This is a genomic window from Massilia aquatica (assembly GCF_011682045.1).
Lineage (GTDB): Bacteria > Pseudomonadota > Gammaproteobacteria > Burkholderiales > Burkholderiaceae_D > Telluria_A > Telluria_A aquatica.
The window spans coordinates 181,747-208,412 of sequence record NZ_VVIW01000008.1; the positions used below are offsets into that span (position 1 = coordinate 181,747).

A 26,666-nucleotide genomic window follows, 5' to 3' on the forward strand; every position below is an offset into this window, starting at 1 on the left:
ATGACAAATACACTTGCCACCACACTCCAGCCGACCCTGGTCCATACCCTGCGCATGCCGATCCGCTGGGGCGACATGGATGCCATGGGCCACGTCAACAATACCGTGTACTTTCGCTATATCGAACAGGCGCGCATTTCCTGGTTCGACGAGATCGCCTGCACCCCCGACCCGGTCGGCGAGGGACCGGTCATCGTTAACGCCCATTGTTCATTCCTGAAACAGCTCAAGTACCCGGGCGAGATCGAGATCAGCACCTTCGTCGGTCCGCCGGGGCGCTCGAGCTTCGAGATGTTCCACCAGATCCGCATGGTCGGCGCCGACGGCAATCCGGGCACTTTACACGCCGAGGGCGGCGCCAAGATCGTTTGGGTCAATTTTCCCGCCGAAAAATCGGTGCCGTTGCCGCCGGCGATCTGCAAGCTTCTGCCGCCACAAAAGTTCTTGCCGCCGAAGTAGCCTTTCTGTCGCTCCGATATCTTATCAGCAATTTTCGCGCTGAGAAAATTGGACCGATCCCATCCTTTCATCCGGGTGGTGGGGGATCGTGCGCGATCGGCAACTACCGACGGAACACGTCCGTTTAGCCCTGGCCTGATAAAAGTATTCGCACAGTGTTCGATGGATTTGTAAATAATCGGAGCTCTTGCTCACGGAAAATGCGCCCCGGTGCGCCCGCAGCCGGCCGGAAGCCGTTTATCACACGATATGCAAAAAATTCCGAAGATGTTGATTCTTATCATGTTGGCTGGGTGTTCTGCCGCTCCGATATCCCAGGAGGGGATGCAAGTTCGCCAAATTCAGGCGAATGATTCATCAACTTGCAAATTCATCCAGGTTGTCGAGGTAAGTGGCGGTATGTTTTACAGTAGTCTGGCAGAAGCGAAGCGTGACATGCTTGCCAAGCTTCGAAACCAGGTTGCAAGTCTGAATGGCAATGCGTATGTTCCTACCGCAGTCGTTGTCGAGCGGGGAGTGAGCTTGCCTTTTGCCCAGGCGGACGCTTACAGGTGCCCTTAACAATGAAATCGTCGGCCACCTGGGCAAGATAATTCGTCTGGGGTGGATTGCTGAAAAAATGATGTCGCGATCTTGATCGGATGAAGAAACGCTGCACCTGTTTCAGTTTTTGCTGGTCTTCTTGTTTCTGCGGGCGTCTTGGACCCGCGCATCGGGTCCGCCAGCCACTAAAGAAAAAGCCCCGACTTCGGGGCTTTTTTCTTGCAGCTTGACTAGTTGCCAGTGGCGTCTATTTCTGTGTGTTGAGCAGCGAGTGCCGGCGCGAATACGCAAAGTACACCACCAGCCCGATCGCCAGCCAGATGCCGAAGGCGATCCAGGTGGTTTTGCTCAGGAAGGTCATCAGGGCGATGCAGAAGATGATGGCCAGTCCCGGCACCACCGGCACGCCAGGGCAGCGGAAGGCGCGCGGCAGGTCCGGACGGGTCTTGCGCAGCACGATCACCGCCACCGACACCAGGCAGAACGCGGCCAGGGTGCCGATGTTGATCAGCTCGGCCAGCACGCCGAGCGGCACCACGGCGGCGATCAGGCCGAACAGGATGCCGACGATCCACGTTGCAAAGAATGGCGTGCCGTATTTCGGATGGATCTTGGCCAGGCGCTGCGGCAGCAGGCCGTCGCGCGACATGGCGAAAATCACGCGGGTCTGGCCGTAGGTCATCACCAGAATCACGGTGGTCATGCCCAGGATGGCGCCCAGGTCGACGAAGCCGGCGACCCAGTTCTGCTTGGCGTACTGCAGGGCCAGCGAGACCGGGTGATCGACCCCGGCAAACTGCTGGTACGGCACGATGCCGGTCATGATGGCCGAGACGATCACGTACAGGATGGTGCACACCACCAGCGAGCCGATAATGCCGATCGGCAGGTCGCGCTCGGGGCGCTTGACTTCTTCCGCCGCCGAGGTCACCGCGTCGAAACCGATGAAGGCGAAGAACACCAGCGCGGCCGCACTCATCGTGCCGTTCATGCCAAACGGCATGAATGGCTGCCAGTTGCTCGGCTCGACATAGCGCGCGCCGACCACGATGAACAGCAGCACCACGCCGATCTTGATCACCACCATCACGCTGTTGATGCGAGCCGATTCACGCACGCCGAACGAGAGCATGGCGGTGAGCAGCAGCATGATGATCATGGCCGGCAGGTTGAACAGGGTGTCGACACCGGGAATCGATCCGGGCGCGGCCGTGAGCGCAACCGGCAGCTTGATCCCGAAACCGCCGATCAGCGACTGGAAGTAGCCCGACCAGCCGACCGACACGGCCGAGGTGGCCAAGCCGTATTCGAGCAGCAAGTCCCAGCCGATCATCCAGGCTACCACTTCGCCCATGGTGGCGTAGCTGTAGGTATAGATCGAGCCGGCCACGGGAATGGTGGAGGCGAATTCGGCGTAGCACAGGGCGGCAAAGCCGCAGGCCATCGCGGCGATCACGAAAGATAGCGTCAGGGCCGGGCCGGCCGTCACGGCGCCGGTGCCGGTCAGCACGAAGATGCCGGTGCCGACGATGGCGCCGATGCCCATCAGGACCAGGTCAAGCGGTCCCAGCACTTTCTTCAACCCGCCGGCGGCGCGGCTTTGCGCCACCATGGCGTCCAGATTTTTGGTTCGGAACAGGCTCATTCAATTGTCTCGCTTAAAGTCTTATGTTTTTAAGATGCCACCCCAGCCGCTTCTTTACGGCAAAGGTGTACGACTACTGCGCCGGGGATTGTAACGTACCGGGCGCGGGCATTGACGAGTTGGGGGAGTAAAGATGGCGAAAAGAAAACAACAGAGGGGGCGGGCGGGGGCGCGCGCGCCGGAAGTTGCCGGCGCGCACGAGGTAGAATCAGGCGTACAGGAAGGCGGACGGCAGGCTGTCCACGCCGCCGAGCAGGATGGCCGGGGCGTCCGGGTGCGCGAGCGGGGCCAGGCCGCCGGCCGAGGTCGGCAGGGAATCGACCGCTTTCATCACCTGGGTCTGGAAGGTGAAGGCATCGGTGCTGGCGTTGACCTGCTTGAGCAGTTCGCGCGACACTGCGGCCGCGCCCAGGCCGTTATAGGCGCCCACCTTGCCTTCGGTTTCCACGCCATAGGTGAAATTCAAGGCCACGCTGATCTTGTTGCCGATCAGAAGGGCGTCGAGCTTGCCCTGGTTGCTGCTATTGCCCTGCGCGCCGGCCATGATCGACAGCGACGCGTTGGCGCGCGTGAGTGTGCCGGCGTTGATGGCGCCGGTCCAGAAATCGAGCCCGCCCTGGTCCGGCTCGCGGCTCAGCAAGTTGCTGTAGATGGCCCGTACGAAGGCCTTGTTGTCGCCGGAATACAGGTCATTCGACTCGGCGCTCGATGCGAACGAGTCGATCAGGCCTTTGATGCGCGCGTCGGTGTTGTAGCGGGCGCTCAGTTCGGCCGCGCTCGATGGTGCGTTGAACTGGCTCAGGCGCGCCTGGAAATTCTTCAGGCCGCCGGGGTCGGCCGCGCGTCCGAAGTAGCTGACGTACAGTGCCTGGGCCAGATCGCTGTGCGCGATGTCGGTCACGCTGTCGCTGAAGCGCAGCTCTTCCACATTGCGCAGCTTGTCCACGCCATCGTTGCTGACCAGCGAGTAGACCGTCAGTTCGGCGCCGCTCTTGACGATGTCGTAATCGACGCGCTTGCCTTTGTAGACCATGGTGTCGATCCCGCCCGCGCCATCGACCAGGTCGGCGCTTTTGGTGGCGATGAACGTGTCGGCGCCGCTGGTGCCGGTCATGGTGTTGGTCAGTGGCGGGATGGTGTCGAGGTCGGCGAAAATCGACAGCGACGCGCCGAAGTGGGGACTGACCGAGCCCTGGTGCCAGCCCGCGTTGACATACATCTTGCCCGAATAGGGCGCCGCGAAGCGGCCCAGGACGTCGTGGCCATAGTCGTAGTCGCTTTCCCTGTCGACCGCGATCACCCTGCCGGCGGCATCGTAGAGCGTGATCATGAAGGGGTCGAAAAAGCTGCTGGTGTAGAAACTATAGGTGGCGTTCTCGACGACCGTGAACGAGTACAGATCGTCCAGGGAGGCGTAAGGGTCGCTGGTGTAAACGAAGGCCGTCAGTTCCCACGAGGCATTGGGGCTGGGCTGGTCGGGTTTTTCAAGCACCAATGGATGGGCTAGGGCAAGTTGTTGCGCTGTCAACGAGGGCAGGTAGTCGAGTGTTGGGTAGGCCATGGCAGGGTCCTTGTCGTTCGTCGGGGGAAGCGGTATGCCTGGCAAACCGCTGGCAGAGCCTCAGTATTCCACGAAAGCCGTAAAATTTCTAGATAGAAATATGTCTTTCTTGTTAACGGACTGTTAGCAAGTGTAAGCACACGTAAGCGCGCATGTTCTCGGGCCAATGTCGTGGTGGTTTAGACCAAGTTGCGATCAGTGTGTTGATAAAAACGACATTAATATAAAATATATCATTGATCTTGATAAAAATCATGACATCTGCATAAGAAACTATTATCATAGGCAATTCTTTATGTAACTCGGAGTAACACAAATGTTGAACACCATGCAAACCAAGCTGTGCCTGGCCGTCATCGCCGTAGCCGCCCTGGCCGGTTGCGCCACTAGCACCAAGCCGGGCGCTGTCGGCGTTACCCGTACCCAGTTGTTGATCGTGCCAGCGTCGGAAGTCGATGCAATGGCGCTGAGCGATTTCAGCAACCAGAATCAGAAGGCAAAAAGTGCGGGACGCCTGCTGACCAGTGGGCCTGAGTACACGCGCGTTGCGCGCATCGCCAAAGCGTTGCAGGTGCAAGTGCCGGTGTTCCGCGACGACACCAAGGACTGGAAATGGGAACTGGCGCTGATCGACGCGCCGATCCTCAACGCCACCTGCGCGCCGGGCGGCAAGATCACCTTTTACACGGGCTTGATTCGCAAGCTCAAACTGACCGACGATGAAATCGCGATGATCATGGGCCACGAGATCGCCCACGCCTTGCGCGAGCACGGCCGTGAGCGCATGTCGCAGGCCAAGGCCACCGGCGGCCTGGCCGCACTGGCCAACGTGCTGGCGCCAACCAAGGGCTTGCAGGTCGCCGTTGCCAGCGAAGCGTCGCACTACCTGTTCACCCTGCCGAATTCGCGCCAGAACGAAACCGAAGCCGACACCATCGGCCTGGAACTGGCGGCACGCGCCGGCTACAATCCGAAAGCGGCAATGTCGGTGTGGGAAAAGATGGCGGCCGAAGGTGGCGGCGCCGGCAATGCCGAGTTCTTGTCGACCCACCCGGCCGACTCGACCCGGATCGCTTCGCTGACCGCGATGCAGCCGCGCGTGGTGCCGCTGTATGAGGCAGCGGCCAAGGCGGATACGGGCAGCAGCAAGGCGGAAGCGTCGGCCAGTGCCGCCGCGTCGGGCAAGCCGGCGGCGGCAACCAAGTCGCGCAAGAAGAAGTCGTCCAAGTAAGCTTGTTGGCACAAGTGAAGGCCGTGTGCATGCATGGCCGTAATGTCCAGTTGCCAGCAGCGGCGCCAGCCTCGCAAGGTCAGCGCCGCTGCTGGCGATGAAGTCGCCAGCATGCCGGCGCACCGGCTTGCCCTGGCACCCCCGCCCGGCCATGCCAGAATCATCACCGCATTCATCCCACTCCCCTGAAAGCCGGGCGCACCGGCCACCATCTGAATCACGTCCGCAGAGGTCTTGACGTTGCCAGCACGCAAGCGCAGAATGATCTGTCGAAAATTTTCAGATTGTCATATGGAAGACTTTATCGCCACCCTGGTGTGGTTCGCAGTGACGAGCTGGCGCATGACCACGGTGGTGATCGCTTCCACTGTGCTGGCGGTCGGCCTGGCGATGGCTATCCCCCCGTTCACCGGTCCCTATGGGATCGCACTTGTGCTGTTCGGTTTCGGGGTTGGCATGTGGTGGCATTCCAAGGCCCTGGAAATCAAGGCGCGCAAGGCCTGATCCGGCGCACCAGCCCTGCAAACACCGGCAGGCCGTCCGCGCCGCCCTGATCGTTCTCGCTCATGTGCGGCGATGAGGCGCGCACGTCATCACTGGCGCATTCAGTAGCCGCGCTGATAAGTCCTGCAAGTAAATCCGCTCTATTCGTACGGTGCGTGTGCCCGGCGCGCGCTTTATCGCACGAGTGTGCGTCTTTTAACAGACGGATTTATGCACACCGGGCATTCTTGATAAATTGCACGTTTTGCGTACGCGCAAAACACCATTCAACGCCTTCAAAGGATGCCAACCCATGGACGAGTTCAGCGACATCACATTATCGAGGCGGGAACTGTTAATCGCAGGCGCCATTACTGTCACGGCGGCCAGCGTGCCGGGTGCGGCCGGCGCGGCCGACGCGGTTGCCGGCGCGCCGCCGGCGGCACCGGTCACCAACAAGGTCGCCTTCGAGGTCAACGGCAAGCGCCACGCGCTCGAGGTCGACACCCGAACCACCTTGCTCGATGTACTGCGCGAAAACTTGCACCTGACCGGCACCAAGAAGGGCTGCGACCATGGCCAGTGCGGCGCCTGCACCGTCATTGTCGACGGCCGCCGCATCAATTCCTGCCTGAGCCTGGCCGTGATGCACGAAGGCTCGAAGATCACCACCATCGAAGGCCTTGGCAACAAGGACAAGCTGCACCCGATGCAGGCCGCCTTCGTCAAGCACGACGGCTACCAGTGCGGCTACTGTACCCCGGGCCAGATCTGTTCGGCCGTGTCGGTCATCGACGAGATCCGGCAGGGCATTCCTAGCCACGTCAGCGCCGACCTGATGGCCAAGCCGCTGCTGTCGGCCGAAGAAATCCGCGAGCGCATGAGCGGCAACATCTGTCGCTGCGGCGCCTATTCGAATATCGTCGACGCGATTACCGACGTTGCCGGGAGCCGCGCATGAAGGTCTTCACCTACCAGCGCGCCACCAGCGCCGCCGATGCCGCCGCCGCCGCCATGCGCTCGCCGGGCGCCAAATTCATCGCCGGGGGCACCAACCTGCTCGACCTGATGAAGCTCGAAATCGAAACGCCGGGGCACCTGATCGACGTCAACGGCTTCGGCCTCGACAAGATCGAAGCCACGGCTGACGGCGGCCTGCGCATCGGCGCCCTGGTGCGCAATACCGACCTGGCTTCCGACGAACGGGTGCGGCGCGACTACGGCGTGCTCTCGCGCGCCTTGCTGTCGGGCGCGTCCCAGCAGTTGCGCAACAAGGCAACCACCGCCGGCAACCTGCTGCAACGTACCCGCTGCCCGTATTTTTACGACACCAATCAGGCGTGCAACAAGCGCCAGCCGGGCAGCGGCTGTTCGGCCATCGGTGGCTTCAGCCGCCAGCACGCCATTGTCGGCGCCAGCGACGCCTGCATCGCCACTCATCCGAGCGACATGGCGGTGGCCATGCGCCTGCTCGACGCGCAAGTGGAAACGGTACGCGCCAACGGCGCCGCGCGCACGATTCCGATCGCCGACTTCCACCGCCTGCCGGGCAACACGCCGCATATCGAAACGCTGCTCGAACCGGGTGAACTGATCACCAGCGTCACCTTGCCCAAGCCGCTCGGCGGCACCCATGTGTACCGCAAGGTGCGCGACCGCTCCTCGTACGCCTTTGCGCTGGTGTCGGTGGCGGCGGTGATCATTCCGGGCGGCGGCGGCCGGGTCGCGCTCGGCGGCGTGGCCCACAAGCCATGGCGCATCGAAGCGGCCGAACAGAAAATGGCGGCCGGCGCCAGGGCGGTCGTCGACCAGTTGCTGGCAGGCGCAAAAACGACGCACGACAACGCATTCAAAATCACGCTGGTCCAGCGCACGCTTCACGCGGTGCTGGCGGATGCGAAGAAAGGCTGACCATGAAGTTCACCACACCCGCCACCACCAATCCGATTGACCAGTTGAAGGTCGTCGGCCGTCCGCTCGACCGCGTCGACGGCCCGGCCAAGACCGGCGGCAGCGCGCCCTACGCCTACGAACAGAATGACGCCGCACCCAACGCCGCCTACGGCTACGTGGTGGGCGCCGGCGTCGCCAAGGGCCGCATCACCTCGATGAACGTCGATGCGGCACGGCGCGCGCCGGGCGTCATTGCCGTCATCAGCGCCGAGAATGCCGGCACCCTCGGCAAGGGCAAGTTCAATACCGCCAAACTGCTCGGCGGACCCGAGATCGCGCACTACCACCAGGCCATCGCCCTGGTCGTGGCCGAGACGTTCGAGCAGGCGCGCGCCGCTGCCGGCCTGGTCAAGGTGACGTACGCGAAAGAGAAGGGCGCGTATGAACTCGACAAGGTCAAGGGCGCGGCCAAACAGCCCAAGGGGGACGACAACGCCGACACCAAGGTCGGCGACTTCGAACGCGCCTTCGCCGGCGCGCCGGTGCGGCTCGACGCCACCTATCACACGCCCGATCAGTCGCACGCGATGATGGAGCCGCACGCCTCGATCGCCGCGTGGGAAGGCGACAAGCTGACCCTATGGACCTCGAACCAGATGATCGACTGGAGCCGCGGCGACCTGGCCAAGACGCTCGGCATCCCGAAAGAGAACGTGCGCCTGATTTCGCCGTTCATCGGCGGCGGCTTCGGCGGCAAGCTGTTCCTGCGCTCGGAAGCGCTGCTGGCGGCATTGGGCGCGCGCGCGGCCAAGCGCCCGGTGAAGGTGGCGCTGAGCCGCCCGCTGATGATCAACAACACCACGCACCGTCCGGCCACCATCCAGCGCATCCGCATCGGCGCCACGCGCGATGGCAAGATCAGCGCCATCGGCCATGAAAGCTGGTCGGGCGACCTGCCAGGGGGCCAGCCGGAGACCGCGGTGATGCAAACGCGCCTGCTGTACGCTGGCCCGCACCGCATGACCAGGATGCGCCTGGCGGTGCTCGACCTGCCGGAAGGGAACGCCATGCGCGCGCCAGGCGAAGCACCGGGCCTGATGGCGCTCGAAATCGCCATGGACGAAATGGCCGACAAACTCAAGATCGACCCGGTCACCTTCCGCATCCTCAACGACACCAAGGTCGATCCGGAAAAACCGAGCCGGTCGTTTTCGCAGCGCCGCCTGATCGACTGCCTGCGCAGCGGCGCCGAGCGCTTCGGCTGGAAGGAACGCAGCGCCGAACCGGGCAAGAAGCGCGAAGGGCGCTGGCTGATCGGCATGGGCGTGGCCAGCGCCTTCCGTAACAATCTGGTGATGAAGTCGGGCGCGCGGATTCGCCTCGATGCCAAAGGCGTGGTCACGGTGGAAACCGACATGACCGACATCGGCACCGGCAGCTACACCATCATCGCCCAGACCGCGGCGGAGATGATGGGCGTGGCGATCGACAAGGTGGTGGTCAAGCTGGGCGACTCGAGCTTTCCGGTATCGGCCGGCTCGGGCGGGCAGTGGGGCGCCAACAGCTCCACCGCCGGGGTGTACGCGGCGTGCATGAAGATGCGCGAGACTGTGGCGCAAAAGCTCGGCATGAATCCGCTGGATGCCCAGTTTGCGGACGGCGCCGTCAGCGCGGGCGGCAAGAGCGTGGCGCTGGCGCAGGCCGCGCAGGGCGGCGAACTGGTGGCCGAGGATGCGATGGAATACGGCGACCTGGACAAGAAATTCCAGCAATCGACCTTCGGCGCGCATTTTGTCGAAGTGGCGGTCGATGCCGCCACAGGTGAGACGCTGGTGCGGCGCATGCTGGCCGTGTGCGCGGCGGGGCGCATCCTCAATCCGAAGTCGGCGCGCAGCCAGGTGATCGGCGCGATGACGATGGGCCTGGGCGCGGCGCTGATGGAGGAACTGGTGGTCGACAAGCGCAGCGGGTTTTTCGTCAATCACGACCTGGCCGGGTATGAAGTGCCGGTGCACGCCGACGTGCCGCACCAGGACGTGGTGTTCCTCGACGAGACCGACCCGATGTCCTCGCCCATGAAAGCCAAGGGCGTGGGCGAACTGGGTATTTGCGGGGTGGCGGCGGCGATTGCGAATGCGGTCTACAACGCCACCGGCGTGCGCGTGCGCGACTATCCGGTCACGCTCGACAAGCTGCTCGACAAGATGCCGGCCATGAGCTGACCGGGTAACGTTCCATGGACCTTGTCATCAGCGTGGCGGCACGCGACCGGCTGTTTGCGAAGGCGTTTCGCCGGGTCAGGCCGAGGCTCGATCCGCTCTGCCACGCATTCGCTGCGGTCGGGATGATCAATCCGATTCATGCAGCGCTGCTGATCGGATTGACCGACGACCGGCCCCCCGGCGACTTTGCCATCGTGCCGAACCGCGATGAATATTTCCAGGTGCTGGCCGGGGCGGACCCCCTGTGGACCGATGCGCAGCTGCACATGGCCGTCCTGGCGGTGATACGGAAGACGGTCATCGCCTGCCCCTTTTCCGAGCCCGACCGGGAACAGTTTTTGCGATTGTTGGATCACTCGGGCATGCAGGCTTCCTGACCGTCGGCCTGCTTGACTGTGCCGTAAAAGATAGGAACAGCAGCAGCGCATGCGTTATGCTGTCGCCCCACGGCGGCAACCCGGTTGTAGTTGGTTCGCCGCCGCGTCCCAGGTCTAACGCGAAGATGGTGAAGGTGTATGTCAAGTGAGAACAAACCGGTGGTTCCACAACAGGAACCACCACAGGCGCGGGTGGCGCCACGGATGCCGCCAACGCGGCTGGCGACGGAGACGGCATGGTCCGGAGACGCCGCCGCCAAACAGCGCGCGCGTGAGGAACGCGATGCGGCCGTGCGCGGCGTCACGTCCATCGACGCCATGCGCGAGGCGATCAAGCGGGTCGCGCGCGAACTGCCGGTCATCGACGAGGTGCCACGCATTGGCGTGCTCGATGCGGCGGCGTTTCGGGCGCGCGCCGCGCAAGGGCTGCCATTTTTGCTCACCGGCGTGGCCACGCGCTGGCCGCTGTCGGCCCTTACCCCGCAAGGTCTGCGCGAGCGCTTTTGCCACCTGCCGGTGCGCGCCCGCGTGGGCGACTATATCAATACCGCGTTCGCGCCCGACCGCGCCATGCAGGATATGACCATGCTGGCGTATCTGGACCTGGTCGACGCCGGCACGCAGGGATTGCCGCCGTACCTGGGCAACCTGGAACTGCGCGAATTGAACAACATGTGTTACTGGCCCGCGTATTTCAGCAAAATGGGGCCGCCGCGCTTCTGGCTCGGGCCTGCGGGCACGGTCACGCCGCTCCATTGCGACTACGACGACAATATCTTCGCGCAGGTGTGGGGCAGCAAGCGGATTTTCCTGGTGCCGCCGCACCATGACGAATTCCTCTATCCCAGCCAGGCGAATGCCATTTTGTATGGCTCCCCGGTCGACACCGAGGCGCCCGATTTCGGGAAGTTTCCGCTGGCGCGCCAGGCCAATATGATCGAGTGCATCGTCAACCCCGGCGACATGCTGTACGTGCCGGCGGGCTGGTATCACCAGGTGCGCGCGCTGACGTTTTCGCTGTCGGCCAACCGCTGGGCAAGGGCCATGCCGTTTGCCTTGAATGGCGATCCATCCTTGCGGCGCACACAGGATTAGCGAAAAAAATCGCTTGGACAGGGAACTTTCGTTACGTGCGCATGGTCAGAGTCATATGCCATCAAGCGGATGAGTTGCCAATGCCAACATCTTACGAAAACATCAGCGGCCGGTTTCATCGCGAACCGCCGCCGTTCACAGTGTCGCGGACCAGGGGTACGCATCCGTTGTGGCGATATCTTTGGCCATTTAGCTCGATAAAGCAACTATGGGGAACGATCGGTATCGCATTCCTATATTGGTTAGCTCTTTCAGTCGGACTAGACCATTTCTATTCGGGTAGGGACATTGAACCAATTGGTTTTTTTGTTGCATTGGTCATCTTTACGGTTATGTTTCCGTACGATCAGCTACCTGCGACAGTAACGATCAATACCCGCATGCCGGCGCAAGGGTTTTTGGACGATATCGTTCGGGAAATGGTGGATAACGGCTACACCCACGAATCTTCCGCGTGCGGTCAGCCTGGCCACTTGCATTTTTATCCTCGCGAGAAGGTCGAGCTTAACCTGGCGTACTGGCCCGAAAAGGATGTGGATGTATACCTGCGAGACGACAGCACGATTGACATTCATGGCTCGAAGATGGCGTTGTCAAGACTCGTCCATTGCCTGAAACGCAGCTACAAAAAATCCATGAAGGCCGCTAAGTAGCTGTGCACCTGTCCGGCGCGGCAGAAACATGTCGCACATCAATTTTGCCTGAATGATATTATTCCCGTCTATCAACGAGCTTGCGCTCCGCCATTGACGAGGAATCCATGTCCGATTTTTACGACCGCCTGACGCCGTTCTACCACCTGATCCACCAGGACTGGCACGCCAGTGTCGCCTTGCAAGGCGAGCAATTGCGCACGCTGATCGACGCCGAATGGCCCGGCAAGCGCAAACTGCTCGACGTGTCCTGCGGCATCGGCACTCAGGCCATCGGCCTGGCCCAGCGCGGCTTTGCCGTCACCGCCTCCGACCTGTCCGAAAAGGAAATCGAACGCGCCCGCCACGAAGCGGCGCTCGCCGGCGCCGCCGTCGACTTGTCGGTATGCGACATGCGCCGCGCCCACGATCATCACGGCGCCGGTTTCGATATCGTCCTCTCCTGCGACAACTCGCTGCCGCACCTGCTCACCGACGCCGACCTGCTCATCGCGCTGCGCCAGATGTTCGCCTGCCTCGCTCCCGGTGGCGGCTTCCTGATGTCGATGCGCGACTACGAACGCGAAGAGCGCGGCGTCAACCTGGTCAAGCCGTACGGCGCGCGCACCGAAGACGGCAAGCGCTATGTATTGTTCCAGGTCTGGGATTTCGCCGGCGAGCACTACGACCTGACCTTTTACTTCATCGAAGAAGACCTGGCGACCCAGGCGGTGCAGACGCACGCCATGCGCTCGCGCTACTACGCCATCTCGACCGGCAACATGGGCGCCCTGATGCGCGAAGCGGGCTTCGAGAACGTGCGCCGCATCGACGACGCTTTTTACCAGCCGATCCTGATCGGTACGCGTCCGGCATAATTGCTGCGCTGGCGCAAGCGCAACACGCACAGCACTAAAAAGTAGGTGTACTGCAACACTTTCCCTTTGGGAATCTCACATTTGGTTGATAATGCGAGTTGTCCTCCCGAAGATACCTATGCCGACCAGCGTCGTCCAGCCTGAAGAAAAGCGCCAGCGTGGCGCGCTTGTCACTGCGATTCGCGGTCAATACGCCCCCTCGCTGCTGGCGCTGACAATTTTTCTGATTGCCATTATCGCAACCGCTTTCGCCTGGCGGTTCGCCCGCGCCGAGCTCAAGGATAGCCAGCAAGCCGAATTTGCTTTCCAGGCGCGCCAGATTGAACGCCGCATCGAACAGCGCATGGGAAATTATGGGCAGGTCCAGCGCGGCACCCAGGCCTTTTTGCTCGGCTCGATGCAGGTCGACAGCAAGGACTTCCGCGACTACATCGCCTCGCTCCGGCTGGAGGAGACCTATCCCGGCATCCAGGGAATCGCGCTGGTCGAACTGGTCGCACCAAGCGAACTCGACAAACATACCGCCGCGCGCCGCCGCGAGAGCCCGGGCTACACGGTCCACCCGCTGGGCGACCGGCCGATGTTGTCGGCCATTACCCAGATCGAACCTTTCTCCGGCCTCAACCTGCGCGCGCTCGGCTTCGACATGCTGAGCGACCCGACCCGGCGCGCCGCCATGGAACGGGCGCGCGATACCGGCCAGTCGGCGGCCTCGGGCAAGGTACGCCTGATCCAGGAAAACGGCCGCAACGAACAGGCCGGGCTGGTGATGTACCTGCCCGTGTACCGGCGCGATACCCCGGCTTCCACCGTAGCCGAGCGGCGCGCCAACATCATCGGCTGGGTCGGCGCGCCGTTTCGCATGGACGACCTGATGGCCGGCCTGGGCGGCGAACGCTCGGGCGACATCATGCTGTCGATCTACGATGGCAACACCATTGACGACAGCGCGCGGCTGTACCGCTCGGCGCGCGAAACGACGGCGGAGATGCAGCGCCCGGCGCGCTTTTCCGCCGTGGTGCGCGTGGTCGTCGCCGGGCGTGCATGGACCCTGCACATGCGCTCGGCCGCCCAGTTCGAGACGCGCCAGGACTCGGACCGGCCGCAGTTCATCGCCATCGTCGGCGTCGCCGCCGGCGCCTTGCTGGCGCTGCTGGTGTGGACGCTGGCCTCCGGGCGCGGACGCGCCATGGCGCTTGCCGCCGACATGACGCGCCAGCTCAGCGAAAGCGAATTTCGCTGGAAGTACGCGCTCGAGGGCGCCGGCGACGGCGTCTGGGACTGGAACCGCGGCAATGGCGACATCGTCCATTCGCGCCGCTGGAAAGAAATGCTCGGCTACGGCGTTGACGAGATCGCCCCCACCGACGCCGCCTTCCAGGCGCTGATTCACGAGGACGACCGCGAGCGCGTGCTGGCCACCCTGAATGCCTACGTCGACAGCACCGGCCAAAGCTACGAATGCCAGTTCCGGCTGCGCTGCAGGAACGGCAGCTGGCGCTGGATCCGCTCGCGCGGCATGGCGGTCACGCGCGACGCCGGCGGCCATCCGCTGCGCACCATCGGCACCCATACCGACATCACGCGCGCCAAGGCCGACGAGCAAACCCTGTTGGAGGCCAACACGCGCCTGGCGGCCGAACAGCACCGGGTCAGCGTCATCCTCGACCATTCGCACGATGCGTTCGTCGCCGTCAGTGCGGACGGGCGCATCACCGACTGGAACGCCAAGGCCGAAGCGATGTTCGGCTGGCCGGCGGCCAGCGCCATCGGCTGCGACCTGGCCACCCTGATCATTCCGGAAGAACTGCGCGCCTTTCATAACGCCGGCATCGCGCGCCTGGTCGCCAGCGGCGCCGGCGCCATGATCCGCAAGGTGTTCGAAGCGAGCGCACAGCACCGCGACGGGCGCCGCGTGCCGGTCGAACTGGCCATTGCCGGCTTTCCGCAGGCATCCGGTTTCGTGGTCAGCGCCTTCATGCGCGACATTTCCGAACGCAAGCTCGCCGAACAGCTCGAAGTCGAGCGCAGCCTGGCGCTGGAAGAAGTGCGGCACGCGCTGCAGCATTCGCAAAAGCTTGAAGCGGTCGGCAAGCTGACCGGCGGCGTGGCGCACGACTTCAACAACGTCCTGCACGTCATCGGCGGCAATGTGCAACTGCTCCAGCTGACCAACCGCGACGACGCGCGCCTGCACAAGCGCCTGAACAGCATCCAGTCGGCGGTCGACCGCGGCGCCAAGCTGGCCTCGCAGCTGCTCGCCTTCGCCCGGCGCCAGCCGCTGCAACCGCTGGTGCTCAATCCCTTGCAGACCTTGCAGGCCATGGACGACCTGCTGCAGCGCGCGCTGGGCGAATCGGTGCGCATCCACATCAGCGCCGACGAGGGGCTGTGGAATACGCTGGTCGACCCGGGCCAGTGGGAAAACGTGGTCATGAACCTGGCGATCAATGCGCGCGACGCCATGCCCGGCGGCGGCGTGCTGACCATCGGCCTGGGTAACGAAACGGTCGACGGCGGGCATGCCGGCGCGCTCGACCTGGTGCCCGGCGACTATATCCGCTTCAGCTTTGCCGACAGCGGCGAGGGCATGAGTGCCGAGGTGATCGCGCACGCTTTCGAACCGTTTTTCACCACCAAGCCGGTGGGGCAGGGGACCGGCCTGGGATTGAGCATGGCGTATGGTTTTGTGAAGCAGAGCGGCGGCCATATCGTGCTTGAGAGCGAAATCGGCCAGGGCACCACCGTGACGATCTACCTGCCGCGTTCGGCCCAGCGCGCCATCAGCAAGCTGGGCGTGGCCGAGCAGGACGTGGTCGGCGGCGGTGAAACGGTGCTGGTGGTGGAAGACGATGCCGAAGTGCGCGCAACCACGGTGGCGACCCTGAACGAACTTGGCTACTGCGTGCTGGAAGCGCACGACGGCGCCAGCGCCCTGGCCATGCTGCGCAAGGGAGCGTGGGTCGACCTGTTGTTTACCGATGTGGTGATGCCAGGGCCGGTGTCGAGCATCGAACTGGCGATGCTGGCGCAGCGCCAGCTGCCTGGCGTGGCGGTGCTGTACACGTCCGGCTACACGCGCGACGCGCTCACCACCGGCGGCAGGCTCGATGACGGCGTGCGGCTGCTCGGCAAACCGTACCGGCGCGCGCAACTGGCGCAGCATGTGCGCGACGCGCTGGCCAGCCGGATGCTGGACGCCTGACGCGCGTGCGCCTGTACGGTACAATCGCGCGCCGGGCAAGGTCGGCGTCCGGCCGCAAGCGAACATCGATGTCAAGAAAAACAATGAATCTGAACTGCCGCTTACTGCGCCGTGCGGAGCGGGAGAGACGTCAGGTTCAATCATAGATTGAGGAAAATTGAATGAAACCCTTCGATGCCTATGTGGCCGAAGCCGAAGCGGCGGATGTGAGCGGTTGGGGTTTCGACTGGCTCGATGGGCGGGCCAGCGAAGAACGCCCACCCTGGGGCTATGCCCGCTTGCTCGCGCAGCGGCTGGCCAGCGTCGAATCGGCGCTCGATCTCGATACGGGTGGCGGCGAAGTCGTGGACGAGGCACCGCATTTTCCACCCCGTATGTATGCCACTGAAGCCTGGGGGCCCAACGCGCACAAGGCGCGAGCGCGCCTGGGCGCGCGCGGCGTGCAGGTGGTGGAAACAGCGGCGGGCGCTGCCCTCCCTTTTGCCGATGCGTCGTTCGCGCTTGTCACGTCGCGCCATCCGGTGCGCCCGGATTGGGCAGAAATCCACCGCGTTCTCCAGCCGGGCGGCCATTACTTGGGGCAACATGTAGGGCCTGCTTCGTCCTTCGACTTGATCGAGCATTTCCTGGGACCGCTGCCGGTCGAACGCCAGCGTCGCGATCCGCAGGACGAGGCGGCCGCGGCAAAAGCCGCAGGGCTGACGGTAACGGCGTTGCGCACGGCACGCTGCCGCATGCTTTTTCATGATGTGGGCGCGGTGGTCTGGATACTTCGCAAGTGCGTTTGGTGGGTGCCGGATTTCTCGGTGGCCAAGTACCATGATGAACTGCTTGCCTTGGACCGCCGGATGCGCCAGGGCGAACCCTTCGTTACCTACTCGACACGTCACCTCATCGAGGCACGGCGGTGAACCGGACCTGCTCTTTTGAACGGCAGCTTCCGGCCAGAAGCGGACAGTTGAAGTTCAGCTTAAAACATGGGGAAAATATGTCAGCTCGCGGTAAGTTGGGTCTGGCTGGCCTCGCACTCATATCGGCGATCACGCTGACACTGCTATCGGTCTCCGTGGAGCGCAAAGGTCCCGCACTCGCTCCCTATGGCAACTTGTGTGGACCCCGTCATAATGATCTCTGCTACGAACCTCAACTAAAGGGAGGCTTTCCGATAGCATACTTGTTTGACTCATCTGGGACCTCGGTGGAGCGTAACCTCGGACTCGAAGACAAGCTGGTCCCAGGCGCTTTGTTCCTGGACATTGCTTTGTATTTTGTTATTGTCTTACTAGTCGTCCGGGTCGTCCCGTTTCGCTGGGCAAAGCGTCACCGGCGCGCGCGTGACCCGAAGTAACAAAGTCGGTCGGTGAACAATAAAGTCGGTCCGGAGCGGTAGCGAGGAGCTTGCCAAGGGAAAAGTGCACCGGGCAATCTCATGTCAAGTTTTGCCTGCCAACAGGTCGCGTCCGGCCAAGAGCGGACGGCCATGTAAACGAGGTCGATCGGTTAGCACGCGACAATATAAATATCCCGATATTTTATGAAAACTCTTAAAGCCCTTCTTGTCATTTCGAATCTGATTCTCGCACCACCGGCGTTCGCGATTGTCAAGGAAGATTCCCTTGCAGAGTGGGGCCAGGCGTCACCAGGAGAGCGGGTCTCTTTGATCGAATCAATTGCAAAAAGTATGCACAAAGATGGCAATATTGCGCCTCGGCGATCCGACCTAAGGTTTTTGATTAGCTGCGTGAACGATTCCGCGGCCAATGGCAGCAAGGACGATTCGATTCTTCAAGCGGTAAAAGGCTGTTGGAAAGTCGGAAATTTTGACAACAGGTTAAAGATTGAGGAAATTCAAAAGGAACGGCATGATACTGAAGCACTGAGAAAATCCCTCCGGAACATGAATCGAACCTGAAGATGCATTTTTAAACTGCTGGGCGCGGATGCACTCTGATCCCCCGGCCCGGTGGTTGAGCATGGAGCCCCGACTCTGCGAATTGGTGACGGCATTCGTTTGTCCGAGCCTGATGGGGCAGCATCGACACTGTAATTCAAGGCTCTGAAATGCTTGGATGGCTGCGACCGAAGCCGCATGTCATCGCCGCGCCAATTCTCTTGCCGACAACCCTCTCCAATTCCGATGTGCCCAAAGGCACGTAGGTTTGGCTCCTGCCCCAAAGAATGCCCCTAACGGATCTTAAAAAAACACGATGACGGAACCGCTATCAGTCAACGGGGCATTGCTCGTGCTACCTACGCTCGACGGAATGAATGTACATATTCGGGGAATATTGCATTTTGAATTCGAGGACATCGCTCTTTACCATCATCCAAAGATTGAACGACAAGGCGGATACGGCTCATCAATTTGGCTCGACGTCGGTACCGGCTGTTTGGGCTTTAACCAGGAGGCATGTTCGCGACTAAACGGCAAGCTAGTGATAGTATATGGCATTTTACGTGGTCCGCACCCCGACGTTGGCGGTTGTGGCCATATGAGCCTTTGGCCAGCCGTGGTCTTAGCCAGAACATTGGAGCGTGCTTGAGTTGTTGCAGCATCTGATCCGTGCATGAAGGTCAGCGCTGGCGCGGCACCGGCCGATCCGCAAAACGGTCTTTCACCGTCTTATCGCCAAGAAGGCTGCGCAGCAGCGCTTAGACTGTTTTAATGGTGCATGGAATCTGCATCGCTACCTGCTGGGCAACGACGATTAATGAGCCTCGACCCGAACGTCAGCTACAGGGCAGCAGCCACGCCGGCGTGCCGTTAAGTACAATCCGGTTTTCGAAAGTATGAAAGTCGATGAAGGGTTGAAGCGGTATGCGCTTTGCGTGAACGTCCGCTTCACGCCCCGAGGTACTGGGTCAAAGAAATTCGCTGGGGGCAGGCTTTGCAGGCGGGATCTGCCTGTCGTGACACTTGGCGACGTTTCCACTCTGGCCATCTGCTATCCTGTGCCGAAAGGCCGGGATCGGCCACACGTCAGCTCCGTAAAGGGAATCCAATTGCGTCGAACAATAAAGATTTTAGGGTTTGTTGGTGTCGTTCTTGTCGGCGCATTTTTTATCGTGGCCTGGAAATTCAATTCGAGCCTGGAGCCAAGCAGTAATATTGATGATTACCAGAATGCACTTGAATCGCTACCCGTAGGACTCGTTGAGCATTTCCCCATAGCCGTTTCCGCAGGGGCTAAGACTCGGTTTTTCTATCTTCCAGGCTTTTTACAAGGGGGCACTACGATTCAACTTAGCATTGGCACCAGCTCAATAAGAATAAGAGAGCTCCGTGCACAGTATGAGGCAAAGGCGGTGGAGCACTGGCGCGCATGCGCAAAAACGAGGAATTCTGCTGATCTTATGCCGCGTCTGCAGAGACCCGACGCAGATGGAATTGCCGAGTGTGATTACAATGTGTATGTGCTTCAGACTACGCCGCCTGAAGAGTGGAACCATGGGCATGAATCGGGTATCGCCTTCAGCGAGAAGCGTCATGAGGTGCTGTACTGGGCCAAAGTCTGGTAGCTGTGGCTTCGTAAGCAACAGTTGACCGACTGACGAGAAAAGCTAATCGACCAGTGGTGCAGCATGAACTTTTGACATTGAATTTACAGGAACTAGTGTGAAGAAAAGATATATAGCTTTGACTGCCATTGTTCTTCTTATTGGAGGCTGTCGGTTTGGCGATGAGTTATTGGCGTATTCGTCCGGTTCACCTGTACGCTTGATTTCTTCGAGCGGCTCGCTCGATTCGTTCGATGCGAAAAAAGAACCATTGCAGGAACTCTTGCACGCGTCGTTGCATTCAGATAGCTTGCGCCTTGTAGTACGAACGTACTTTTATACGTCAGGGTCTCTTTCTAGTCCTTATCTTACGGTCGATGAACAACATCACGGTGTGCTTCATGTTAGCACTAAATCACGATTTTATCTGTTCACTACAAAATGCGAATTTCTGCGGCAATTTGAAGTTGAGATTTCTCCGGCTCAACTGAAAGGGCTGAAAACCCTTCAGATTTTCAACCACGAAACAGAGCGGCAAGTCACCGAAATTCAGTTGTCAAATCCTGAGTACATGAGAAAGCTCTTTTATGACTCGCAAATAAATCTTGCATTTCAGGATATCTCCGGTGTTGGGGCAGGGTGTTAGCCAAGCCCGACAGGCATTGCTAACTTCTTAGACGCCGGTTAAGTTTGAACGTTAGAACAAATCGCTACGTCCGCTTCGGGGCGACAGCCGCCTGTCGTTACAATGAGGGGATTTTTCTCGTTGGCAAGCTGGTATTTTGGTGCGACAGGGCGGTCTCGGCCAGGAACGGTCATTCAGCCGTTGAGGCGCAAATTGGCCTGCGGCCTGCGACCAACGCGGGCGGGGCCGATTGACCTCAGACTACTCACATGAAAACGAGAGGCGCTCTGATTTATTCGTGTCGGCGGACTTGTCGGACAAAAAAGTTTGCTGGGGTGAAGCGCCTGGCAGGCTGAACGTGGCGTTTCCACCGGCCAGAATAAGTTAGCGCTCCCCAGTCTGCCGCGTATTTTCTGCTCTTAACTAAAGGTAATTGAACGCATGGGACACTTCTCCGCTGCTTTCGTCTTCAACCACGATCCACCTTGGGACCGTATTTCCCGGTTGGCAGAGCCGCTTGAATGCGCGCTTCGCCTGCCCAGGCCACCAGCGTACCGGGTGAAATAGCGAGACCATACACGTCACGAATCAGTTCGGCGGCGTGGGCAAATGGCAGCATCTGGCCAACTAGTAAGTAAACACCTTCTGCGCTACATTGTCGACCATGACCGGGCTGTCGAAATAGGCGACCGATGGCTCGGCGCCGTACTTGGCGCGCACGAATGCGCGCCAGCTGTCCGTGTACATGGCTTCGGCCTGCGCGCGCGATGCCCAAACGTAGACGCCGCCGGCCGTGCCCCCGTCTTCCGAGAGAGCATAGTGCTTTTGCAGCAGCCCCGGCACATCCTGGTAAGTCGGCGCGGTGCTCAGGAAGATAGCGCGCGCTTCCGCGTGGGTGATGGGCTTCGGTAGCGAAAACGCGGTAATGGCGATGATCATTTGTCGCTTCCCTTCTTTCAGGCCAGACTGCGATAGATAACCTGCTTCAGGCTGTCATCGTCGAAAGCGTCGGCATTGGTCACGTGTCCATCGAAAGGGCCGATCTTGCAGACCGTGTCGCCATTGCGCAGGACGATCTGCAGTCCGTGTTCGCGTTCCCAGTCACAGTTGCAGGTGATCGAGATGTAAACATCGCGCTCGTCGGGATCGCCCCGTTCCACCATCGGCTCGGCGCCGAACTGGATGTGGCGCCAGACGTCGGCGGGTGTGTCGATGGCAACGAAGCCCTCGTCCGCTGCGCTCTGGCGGCTGCTCACGTCGCGGTAGTACTGGAAGATGTGCGCTTGCGCCGCCTTGAGCACTTCCGGGCCGCCCGACAGAAAAGCGGTGATGGCGGTGTGAAAATCTTCCTGATGCGGATCGTCTTCATAGCCTTCGAGGACGATCTCGCATATTGCGTCATCGAGCATCCTTACCGCTATCGGCTCGCTGCACAGCCAGTCGGTGCCTTCGTCGAGCGTCATTTCGCCCAGTCCTGGAATATTCATGTTTTACCTTTACCTTGAGTCGATCAGATCGAAAAAGCGCACGCTTGCCCGCGCTTTCAGCAGGAACAGCATGCATGATAAACCCGACGCCCTGGTTACAGGGGCCAACCAGGCGATCGGCCTTGACATAGTGCGCGGCCTCGTCGCGCACAGATTCATCGCCGATGTCGCCGCGCTTGCCCAAGTAGCGCTATACTCGGGCTATTGCGTCAACGTACCGTCCATGAACCCATTGCGCTTCCGTCCAGTGTTTGCCTTGCCGTCCCCTTGTGGCGACGGCATGCGTTCGCTCGCGCGCCATCTCGCCCGGCTCTCATGCGCTCGGTGAGGACAATCCTGGAACAAGCCGTTTCCCGTCCTCCCGAGCCACCCTCCATCCGCACCATCCGTTTATAACAACCTTTGGAGTACCATCATGAGACCGAACATCATTGTGTCGTCCGTCGACATGCAACGCCTTGAAACCCTGCTCGATGCGCTGCCGGCTGCGCAGGCCGACGTCAGAAACGTGCTGCTCGACGAACTGGCGCGCGCCGAACTGGTCGAGCCGGGCGAGATGCCGCCGAATGTCGTGACCATGAATTCGCGCGTGCACTTTTCCCTCGACGCGCCGGCCGAAGAATTCAACCTGACCCTGGCCTATCCGAAAGACATGCAGGCCGACGGCGAGCACATTTCCATCCTCTCGCCGGTCGGCAACGCCCTGATCGGGCTGGCGGTGGGCGACAGCATCGACTGGCAACGGCCGGACGGCGCCAGTTTCCAGCTGACCGTGCTCGACGTGCTGTACCAGCCCGAGCGGGCCGGCGAGCTGCATCGATAAGGAATCAACATGACACTGAGCGTTACCGCGCGTTATCGCGATCGGAACGGCGATTGGAACACACTGCCTCTGGCTTACCACGTGGCCGGCGTGGAGACTACGCGCCATTCTTTCTACGGTAGCGAGGTTGCTATCGGCGCCGGGCTGGTGCTCTTTCCGCGCCTGCTCGATGAGCCCATGCTCGACCTGTATGGCGCCGAGCTGGCCGAATTGAAACGCGAGGTGCTCATCATGTGGGATCTGCTCGAGGAACACAGTAGAGCACATTGGGAAGAACGCCTGGGCAATATCCTCGATGCGATCGAACTGGCGTCGCCCTACGGCGACGACGGTAATGTGATCATCGGATAGTCCTGTCGCGGTGTTCCAGTATAGCCAATGCTGATGATCGTGATAAAAAACGAGGATTAGACTTATATTGGCGGTGAACTCATCATGAAGTGGTCCGAACAAGAGGCAAACGCAAGATCGTACGGTCACGCGTTGCCCTTGCAATCCACTTCATCGAAAGGTTTCACCCAATGAGCGACATTTTCTGGCCATCCAATTATCTGCCCGGCACCACCGACAATTACGTTTCCAACGACATCATCGTGGCCGGCCTGAGCGCGGCCGAGGTCTGGCCCCACCTCGACAACACGCTGGCCTGGCCCGCTTACTACGGCAACGTCTCCGACATCCGCTTCGACGACGGCAGCGGCCCGCGCTTGAGCCAGGGTGCGCGCTTTCGCTTTACCACCTTCGGCTTCGCCGTGCACGCCGAAGTGACCGAATACCAGCCGCCGGCGCCGGGCATGCCGGCCCGCGTTGCCTGGCATGGCTGGGTGGAGGGCGACGCCGCCACGCGCCTCGACGCGCACCACGCCTGGCTGTTCGAAGACCTGCCCGGTGGCCGCGTGCGCATCCTGACCCAAGAAACCCAGAACGGCGCGCCGGCCAGGGAGATGGCGCTGGCCCGGCCGAACCCCATGCTCAACGCCCACCAGGCCTGGATCGATGGCCTGGCCGCCACCGCACTGCGCGCGCTAGGCAGCCGCTCCGCAAGTGCGGAGCAGCAGCTCGCGTAACCAGCGGTGGCCGGGATCGCGGTGGGTGCGCTCATGCCAGGCCAGCACCTTGGTAAATCCCGGAATGTCGAGCGGCGGTGCAAGCAGCACCAGACCGTCGAGATCCTCGACCAGCCGGCGCGGCGCCACCGCCACCAGGTCGCTGGCGCGCAGGATATCGGGCAGCAGCAGGAACGATTTTACCGACAGCATGACCCGCCGCTGCCTGCCCAGCCGCGCCAGCGCCTCGTCGGTCACGCCTTCGAAGCTGCCGCCCTCGTACGACACCAGCGCGTGGTCGAGCGCGCAGAACTGGTCGAGCGACAGGGCCGGCTGCGCCGCCGGGTGGCTGCTGCGCATCACGCACACGTAGCGCTCGTCGAACAGGGTACGCGCGTGCAGGTCGGGCGCGGTCGATTCCGGCGTGCTCAGGGCCAGGTCGACCGTTCCCTGTTCGAGCTGGCCCTGTAACTGCTGGTTCACCAGCGGCAGCAGCGCCACCCGGATCGACGGCGCGAGAGGGCGCAGCGCCAGCAGAAATGGCACCGCGATCGCCCGCAGCGCGTAATCGGTGGCGGCAAGCGAGAGCGTCATCTGCGCGCTGGCCGGATCGAATGCCGGCGCCTGCAGCAATGCGCCGATATCGGCCAGCACCTGCTTGACCGGTTGCGCCAGCGCCAGCGCGCGCGGCGTGGGGGCCACGCCGCGCTGCACGCGCACCAGCAGCGGATCGTCGAAACTCTCGCGCAGGCGCGTGAGCATGCCGCTCATAGCCGGCTGCGTCAGGTTCAGGCGCGCCGCCGCGCGCGTCACGTTGCGCTCGTCGAGCAGGGCATCGAGGGCCTTGAGCAGATTCAGGTCCAGCTGGCGGAGATTGGGCATGGCGCCGATTTTGCCATAGCGCCGCGTTTACTGACGGTTATGTTTGCTACCGTACCGAATTTTGGTATCAAGTCAGTAGAATCGAGGCATAGCCACTTTGGGTATGCTCGTCGAAAAGAACCGATTCACCACCATGTCCGATTTCCCACCTACCAGCAGTGTCGTCCCGCCTGCACCCACAGCCCCGGACATTGGCCCGGCCATGTACGAAAGCAGTCCCGATTGCGTGAAGGTGCTCGACAACGGCGGCAATCTTCTGTCGATGAACAGAAACGGCCGGTGCGCGATGGAGATCGACGATTTCTCACCGCTGGTCGGCCTGCCCTGGGCCAGCCTGTGGCCGGCGGAGATGGTGGCCACGGTATTGACGGCGCTCGCGGCCGCGCGTAGCGGCGGCAGCGGGCGCTTCGAGGCGTTTTGCCCGACCGCTAAAGGTACGCCGAAATGGTGGGAAGTGATCGTCGCTCCGATCCTTGGCGCCGATGGCCGGACGGAGCGCATCCTCGCCATCTCGCGCGATGTCACCGGCGCGCGCCAGGCCGGCGAAGCGCTGCAGCACAGTGCCGAACGGCTGGAACTGGCCACCGAGGCGGCCGACCTGGGCCTGTGGACCTGGGACCCGGTTTCCGACCAGGTCACCTGGGATAACCAGCGCACCTACGACATCCTCGGCTTGGCGCCGTCGGCCCAGCCGGTCAACGCGGCGCGCTTTGCCGCCGATTTTTTGCATCCGGACGATGTCGAACGCTTTGGGCAGGCGGTTGCCGCCAGCGTGGCGGGCGACCTGCGCTTCCAGTTCGAGGGCCGGATGCGCGACAAGAACGGCGCGCTGCGCTGGATCGAACTGTACGGCCGGCCGCAGGACAGCGACGGCCAGCCGAGCACGACCTTGGTGGGCACCATCGCCGATATCACCGCGCGCAAGCTGGCCGAAGACAAGCTGCGCGACGCCGACCGCCGCAAGGACGAATTCCTGGCCATGCTGGCGCATGAGCTGCGCAATCCGCTGGCCCCGATCGGCGCCGCCGCCGAACTGCTCAAGCTGGGCAAGTTCGACGAGGCGCGGGTGCGCAAGACCAGCGAAATCATCAGCCGCCAGGTCAGCCACATGACGCACCTGGTCAACGACCTGCTGGACGTCTCGCGCGTGACCGGCGGCGTGGTCAAGCTCGACACGGCGCCGCTCGACCTGCGCGACATCGTCGCCGACGCGGTCGAGCAAAGCGGGCCGCTGATCCGCGGCCGCGGGCACAAGCTGTGCATCCATCTGCCGCCCGACGCTGGCACCGTGCTGGGCGACGCCAAGCGGCTGGTGCAAATCGTCGGCAACCTGCTCAACAACGCCGCCAAGTACACCCCGGACGGCGGCAAGATCGACCTGCGCATCGCCATCGATGACGAGCGCGTCACGCTCAGCGTGGCCGACAACGGCATCGGCATGGAGCACCAGCTGGCGTGCCGCGTATTCGACCTGTTCAGCCAGGCCGAGCATACGTCCGACCGCACCGCCGGCGGCCTGGGCCTGGGGCTGGCGCTGGTCAAAAGCCTGGTCGAGATGCATGGCGGCAGTGTGTCCTGTGCCAGCGGCGGGACCGGGGCCGGCAGTACCTTCAGCGTATCGCTGCCGCGTCTGCGCGACGGCCGCGAGGCGCCACTGGCGGTGCACGCTCCCGAGCGGCTGGCCGGACAGGCGCGCACGCTCGATATCCTGGTGGTCGACGATAACGTCGACGCCGCCGCCATGCTGGCCATGCTGCTCGAAGCGTCGGGGCACCGCATGACGGTCGAGCATTCGGCCAGGGATGCGCTGGCGCGCATCGAAACGGCCCGCTTCGACGTCTGCCTGCTCGATATCGGCCTGCCCGAAATGGACGGCAACGCGCTGGCGGCGCGCCTGCGCAGCCATCCGCACACGCGCAACGCGCTGCTGGTGGCCATTACCGGCTACGGCCAGGAGAGCGACCGCCAGCGCAGCCAGGCGGCCGGGTTCGACCAGCACATGGTCAAGCCGGTCGATACCGGCCGGCTGATGGACGTGTTGGCCGAGGTCGTCTAAGTAGCCACATTGGCATTTGCGTTGA

Annotated in this window: 25 protein-coding genes; 20 read left to right on the forward strand and 5 right to left on the reverse strand. The window is 62.0% G+C overall.

The annotated features are described in order from the left end of the window. Window positions 1-459 (forward strand): acyl-CoA thioesterase, encoded by a 459-nt coding sequence (locus F1609_RS16240; RefSeq protein WP_167077442.1) that lies wholly within the window; start codon window positions 1-3, stop codon window positions 457-459. A 790-nt stretch (window positions 460-1,249) separates the two neighbouring features. On the opposite strand, the gene bcaP is transcribed toward F1609_RS16240, so the two are convergent. Together bcaP and F1609_RS16250 are read right to left on the reverse strand one after the other, a co-directional pair. Further along, the gene (gene bcaP / locus F1609_RS16245) at window positions 1,250-2,647 is read right to left on the reverse strand and encodes a branched-chain amino acid transporter BcaP (protein ID WP_167077443.1); all 1,398 of its coding nucleotides are present in this window, start codon (window positions 2,645-2,647) and stop codon (window positions 1,250-1,252) included. A gap of 208 nt (window positions 2,648-2,855) precedes the next feature. Next, window positions 2,856-4,208, reverse strand: coding sequence for a DUF4214 domain-containing protein (locus F1609_RS16250; protein ID WP_167077444.1), 1,353 nt, complete (start codon window positions 4,206-4,208; stop codon window positions 2,856-2,858). Between the two features lie 316 nt (window positions 4,209-4,524). Here F1609_RS16250 and F1609_RS16255 point away from each other — a divergent pair, with 316 nt between their 5' ends. From F1609_RS16255 to F1609_RS16320, 14 genes are all read left to right on the forward strand, one after another. Continuing rightward, window positions 4,525-5,439, forward strand: a complete 915-nt coding sequence (locus F1609_RS16255) for a M48 family metallopeptidase (RefSeq protein ID WP_196785444.1) — start codon at window positions 4,525-4,527, stop codon at window positions 5,437-5,439. Between the two features lie 291 nt (window positions 5,440-5,730). Beyond that, window positions 5,731-5,943 carry a hypothetical protein gene (locus F1609_RS16260; RefSeq protein ID WP_167077445.1) on the forward strand — a complete coding sequence of 71 codons (213 nt, stop codon included), beginning with the start codon at window positions 5,731-5,733 and terminating at the stop codon, window positions 5,941-5,943. Window positions 5,944-6,235: 292 nt separating this feature from the next. Continuing rightward, window positions 6,236-6,883 carry an aldehyde dehydrogenase iron-sulfur subunit PaoA gene (gene paoA, locus F1609_RS16265; protein ID WP_167077446.1) on the forward strand — a complete coding sequence of 216 codons (648 nt, stop codon included), beginning with the start codon at window positions 6,236-6,238 and terminating at the stop codon, window positions 6,881-6,883. Continuing rightward, window positions 6,880-7,833 (forward strand): FAD binding domain-containing protein, encoded by a 954-nt coding sequence (locus tag F1609_RS16270; RefSeq protein ID WP_167077447.1) that lies wholly within the window; start codon window positions 6,880-6,882, stop codon window positions 7,831-7,833. The genes paoA and F1609_RS16270 overlap by 4 nt, the downstream gene beginning before the upstream one ends. 2 nt (window positions 7,834-7,835) lie before the next feature. Then, window positions 7,836-10,037 carry an aldehyde oxidoreductase molybdenum-binding subunit PaoC gene (gene paoC, locus F1609_RS16275; RefSeq protein ID WP_167077448.1) on the forward strand — a complete coding sequence of 734 codons (2,202 nt, stop codon included), beginning with the start codon at window positions 7,836-7,838 and terminating at the stop codon, window positions 10,035-10,037. Between the two features lie 14 nt (window positions 10,038-10,051). After that, on the forward strand, window positions 10,052-10,414 hold the full coding sequence (locus F1609_RS16280) for a hypothetical protein (protein WP_167077449.1): 363 nt from the start codon (window positions 10,052-10,054) through the stop codon (window positions 10,412-10,414). A 138-nt stretch (window positions 10,415-10,552) separates the two neighbouring features. After that, window positions 10,553-11,509 (forward strand): cupin-like domain-containing protein, encoded by a 957-nt coding sequence (locus tag F1609_RS16285; RefSeq protein ID WP_167077450.1) that lies wholly within the window; start codon window positions 10,553-10,555, stop codon window positions 11,507-11,509. Between the two features lie 80 nt (window positions 11,510-11,589). After that, window positions 11,590-12,162: a hypothetical protein gene (locus F1609_RS16290; RefSeq protein ID WP_167077451.1), complete on the forward strand. Its 573-nt coding sequence runs from the start codon at window positions 11,590-11,592 to the stop codon at window positions 12,160-12,162. A 107-nt stretch (window positions 12,163-12,269) separates the two neighbouring features. After that, on the forward strand, window positions 12,270-13,019 hold the full coding sequence (locus F1609_RS16295; protein WP_167077452.1) for a class I SAM-dependent methyltransferase: 750 nt from the start codon (window positions 12,270-12,272) through the stop codon (window positions 13,017-13,019). Between the two features lie 118 nt (window positions 13,020-13,137). After that, a complete protein-coding gene (locus F1609_RS16300) occupies window positions 13,138-16,224 on the forward strand; it encodes a CHASE domain-containing protein (protein WP_167077453.1) in 3,087 nt (1,028 codons plus the stop codon). A 161-nt stretch (window positions 16,225-16,385) separates the two neighbouring features. Then, window positions 16,386-17,135 carry a class I SAM-dependent methyltransferase gene (locus F1609_RS16305; RefSeq protein ID WP_167077454.1) on the forward strand — a complete coding sequence of 250 codons (750 nt, stop codon included), beginning with the start codon at window positions 16,386-16,388 and terminating at the stop codon, window positions 17,133-17,135. A 623-nt stretch (window positions 17,136-17,758) separates the two neighbouring features. Then, window positions 17,759-18,136, forward strand: coding sequence for a hypothetical protein (locus F1609_RS16310; protein ID WP_167077455.1), 378 nt, complete (start codon window positions 17,759-17,761; stop codon window positions 18,134-18,136). 878 nt (window positions 18,137-19,014) lie between these two features. Continuing rightward, window positions 19,015-19,743 carry a hypothetical protein gene (locus F1609_RS16315; RefSeq protein WP_167077456.1) on the forward strand — a complete coding sequence of 243 codons (729 nt, stop codon included), beginning with the start codon at window positions 19,015-19,017 and terminating at the stop codon, window positions 19,741-19,743. A 97-nt stretch (window positions 19,744-19,840) separates the two neighbouring features. Next, the gene (locus F1609_RS16320; protein WP_167077457.1) at window positions 19,841-20,368 is read left to right on the forward strand and encodes a hypothetical protein; all 528 of its coding nucleotides are present in this window, start codon (window positions 19,841-19,843) and stop codon (window positions 20,366-20,368) included. A gap of 606 nt (window positions 20,369-20,974) precedes the next feature. On the opposite strand, the gene F1609_RS16325 is transcribed toward F1609_RS16320, so the two are convergent. Together F1609_RS16325 and F1609_RS16330 are read right to left on the reverse strand one after the other, a co-directional pair. Continuing rightward, entirely contained in the window at window positions 20,975-21,286 is a 312-nt protein-coding gene (locus F1609_RS16325) for a YdhR family protein (RefSeq protein ID WP_167077458.1), read from the reverse strand. Between the two features lie 17 nt (window positions 21,287-21,303). After that, window positions 21,304-21,834 (reverse strand): DUF6985 domain-containing protein, encoded by a 531-nt coding sequence (locus F1609_RS16330; protein WP_167077459.1) that lies wholly within the window; start codon window positions 21,832-21,834, stop codon window positions 21,304-21,306. Here F1609_RS16330 and F1609_RS16335 point away from each other — a divergent pair. The 4 genes from F1609_RS16335 (at window position 21,833) to F1609_RS16350 (ending at window position 23,724) form a co-directional block, all read left to right on the forward strand. After that, complete coding sequence (locus F1609_RS16335; RefSeq protein WP_167077460.1) at window positions 21,833-22,162, forward strand: hypothetical protein; 330 nt, start codon at window positions 21,833-21,835, stop codon at window positions 22,160-22,162. The two genes, F1609_RS16330 and F1609_RS16335, sit on opposite strands and share 2 nt — an antisense overlap. Before the next feature lie 87 nt (window positions 22,163-22,249). Then, window positions 22,250-22,657, forward strand: coding sequence for a nucleoside diphosphate kinase regulator (gene rnk, locus F1609_RS16340; protein ID WP_167077461.1), 408 nt, complete (start codon window positions 22,250-22,252; stop codon window positions 22,655-22,657). 9 nt (window positions 22,658-22,666) lie between these two features. Further along, the gene (locus tag F1609_RS16345; protein ID WP_167077462.1) at window positions 22,667-23,008 is read left to right on the forward strand and encodes a hypothetical protein; all 342 of its coding nucleotides are present in this window, start codon (window positions 22,667-22,669) and stop codon (window positions 23,006-23,008) included. Between the two features lie 170 nt (window positions 23,009-23,178). Continuing rightward, the gene (locus tag F1609_RS16350) at window positions 23,179-23,724 is read left to right on the forward strand and encodes an SRPBCC domain-containing protein (RefSeq protein ID WP_167077463.1); all 546 of its coding nucleotides are present in this window, start codon (window positions 23,179-23,181) and stop codon (window positions 23,722-23,724) included. Here the strand turns inward: F1609_RS16350 and F1609_RS16355 are convergent. After that, window positions 23,683-24,585 (reverse strand): LysR family transcriptional regulator, encoded by a 903-nt coding sequence (locus F1609_RS16355; protein ID WP_167077464.1) that lies wholly within the window; start codon window positions 24,583-24,585, stop codon window positions 23,683-23,685. The genes F1609_RS16350 and F1609_RS16355 overlap by 42 nt on opposite strands. A 202-nt stretch (window positions 24,586-24,787) precedes the next feature. Here F1609_RS16355 and F1609_RS16360 point away from each other — a divergent pair, with 202 nt between their 5' ends. Next, window positions 24,788-26,641 carry a PAS domain-containing hybrid sensor histidine kinase/response regulator gene (locus tag F1609_RS16360; protein WP_167077465.1) on the forward strand — a complete coding sequence of 618 codons (1,854 nt, stop codon included), beginning with the start codon at window positions 24,788-24,790 and terminating at the stop codon, window positions 26,639-26,641. The last annotated feature ends 25 nt before the right edge of the window (window positions 26,642-26,666 follow it).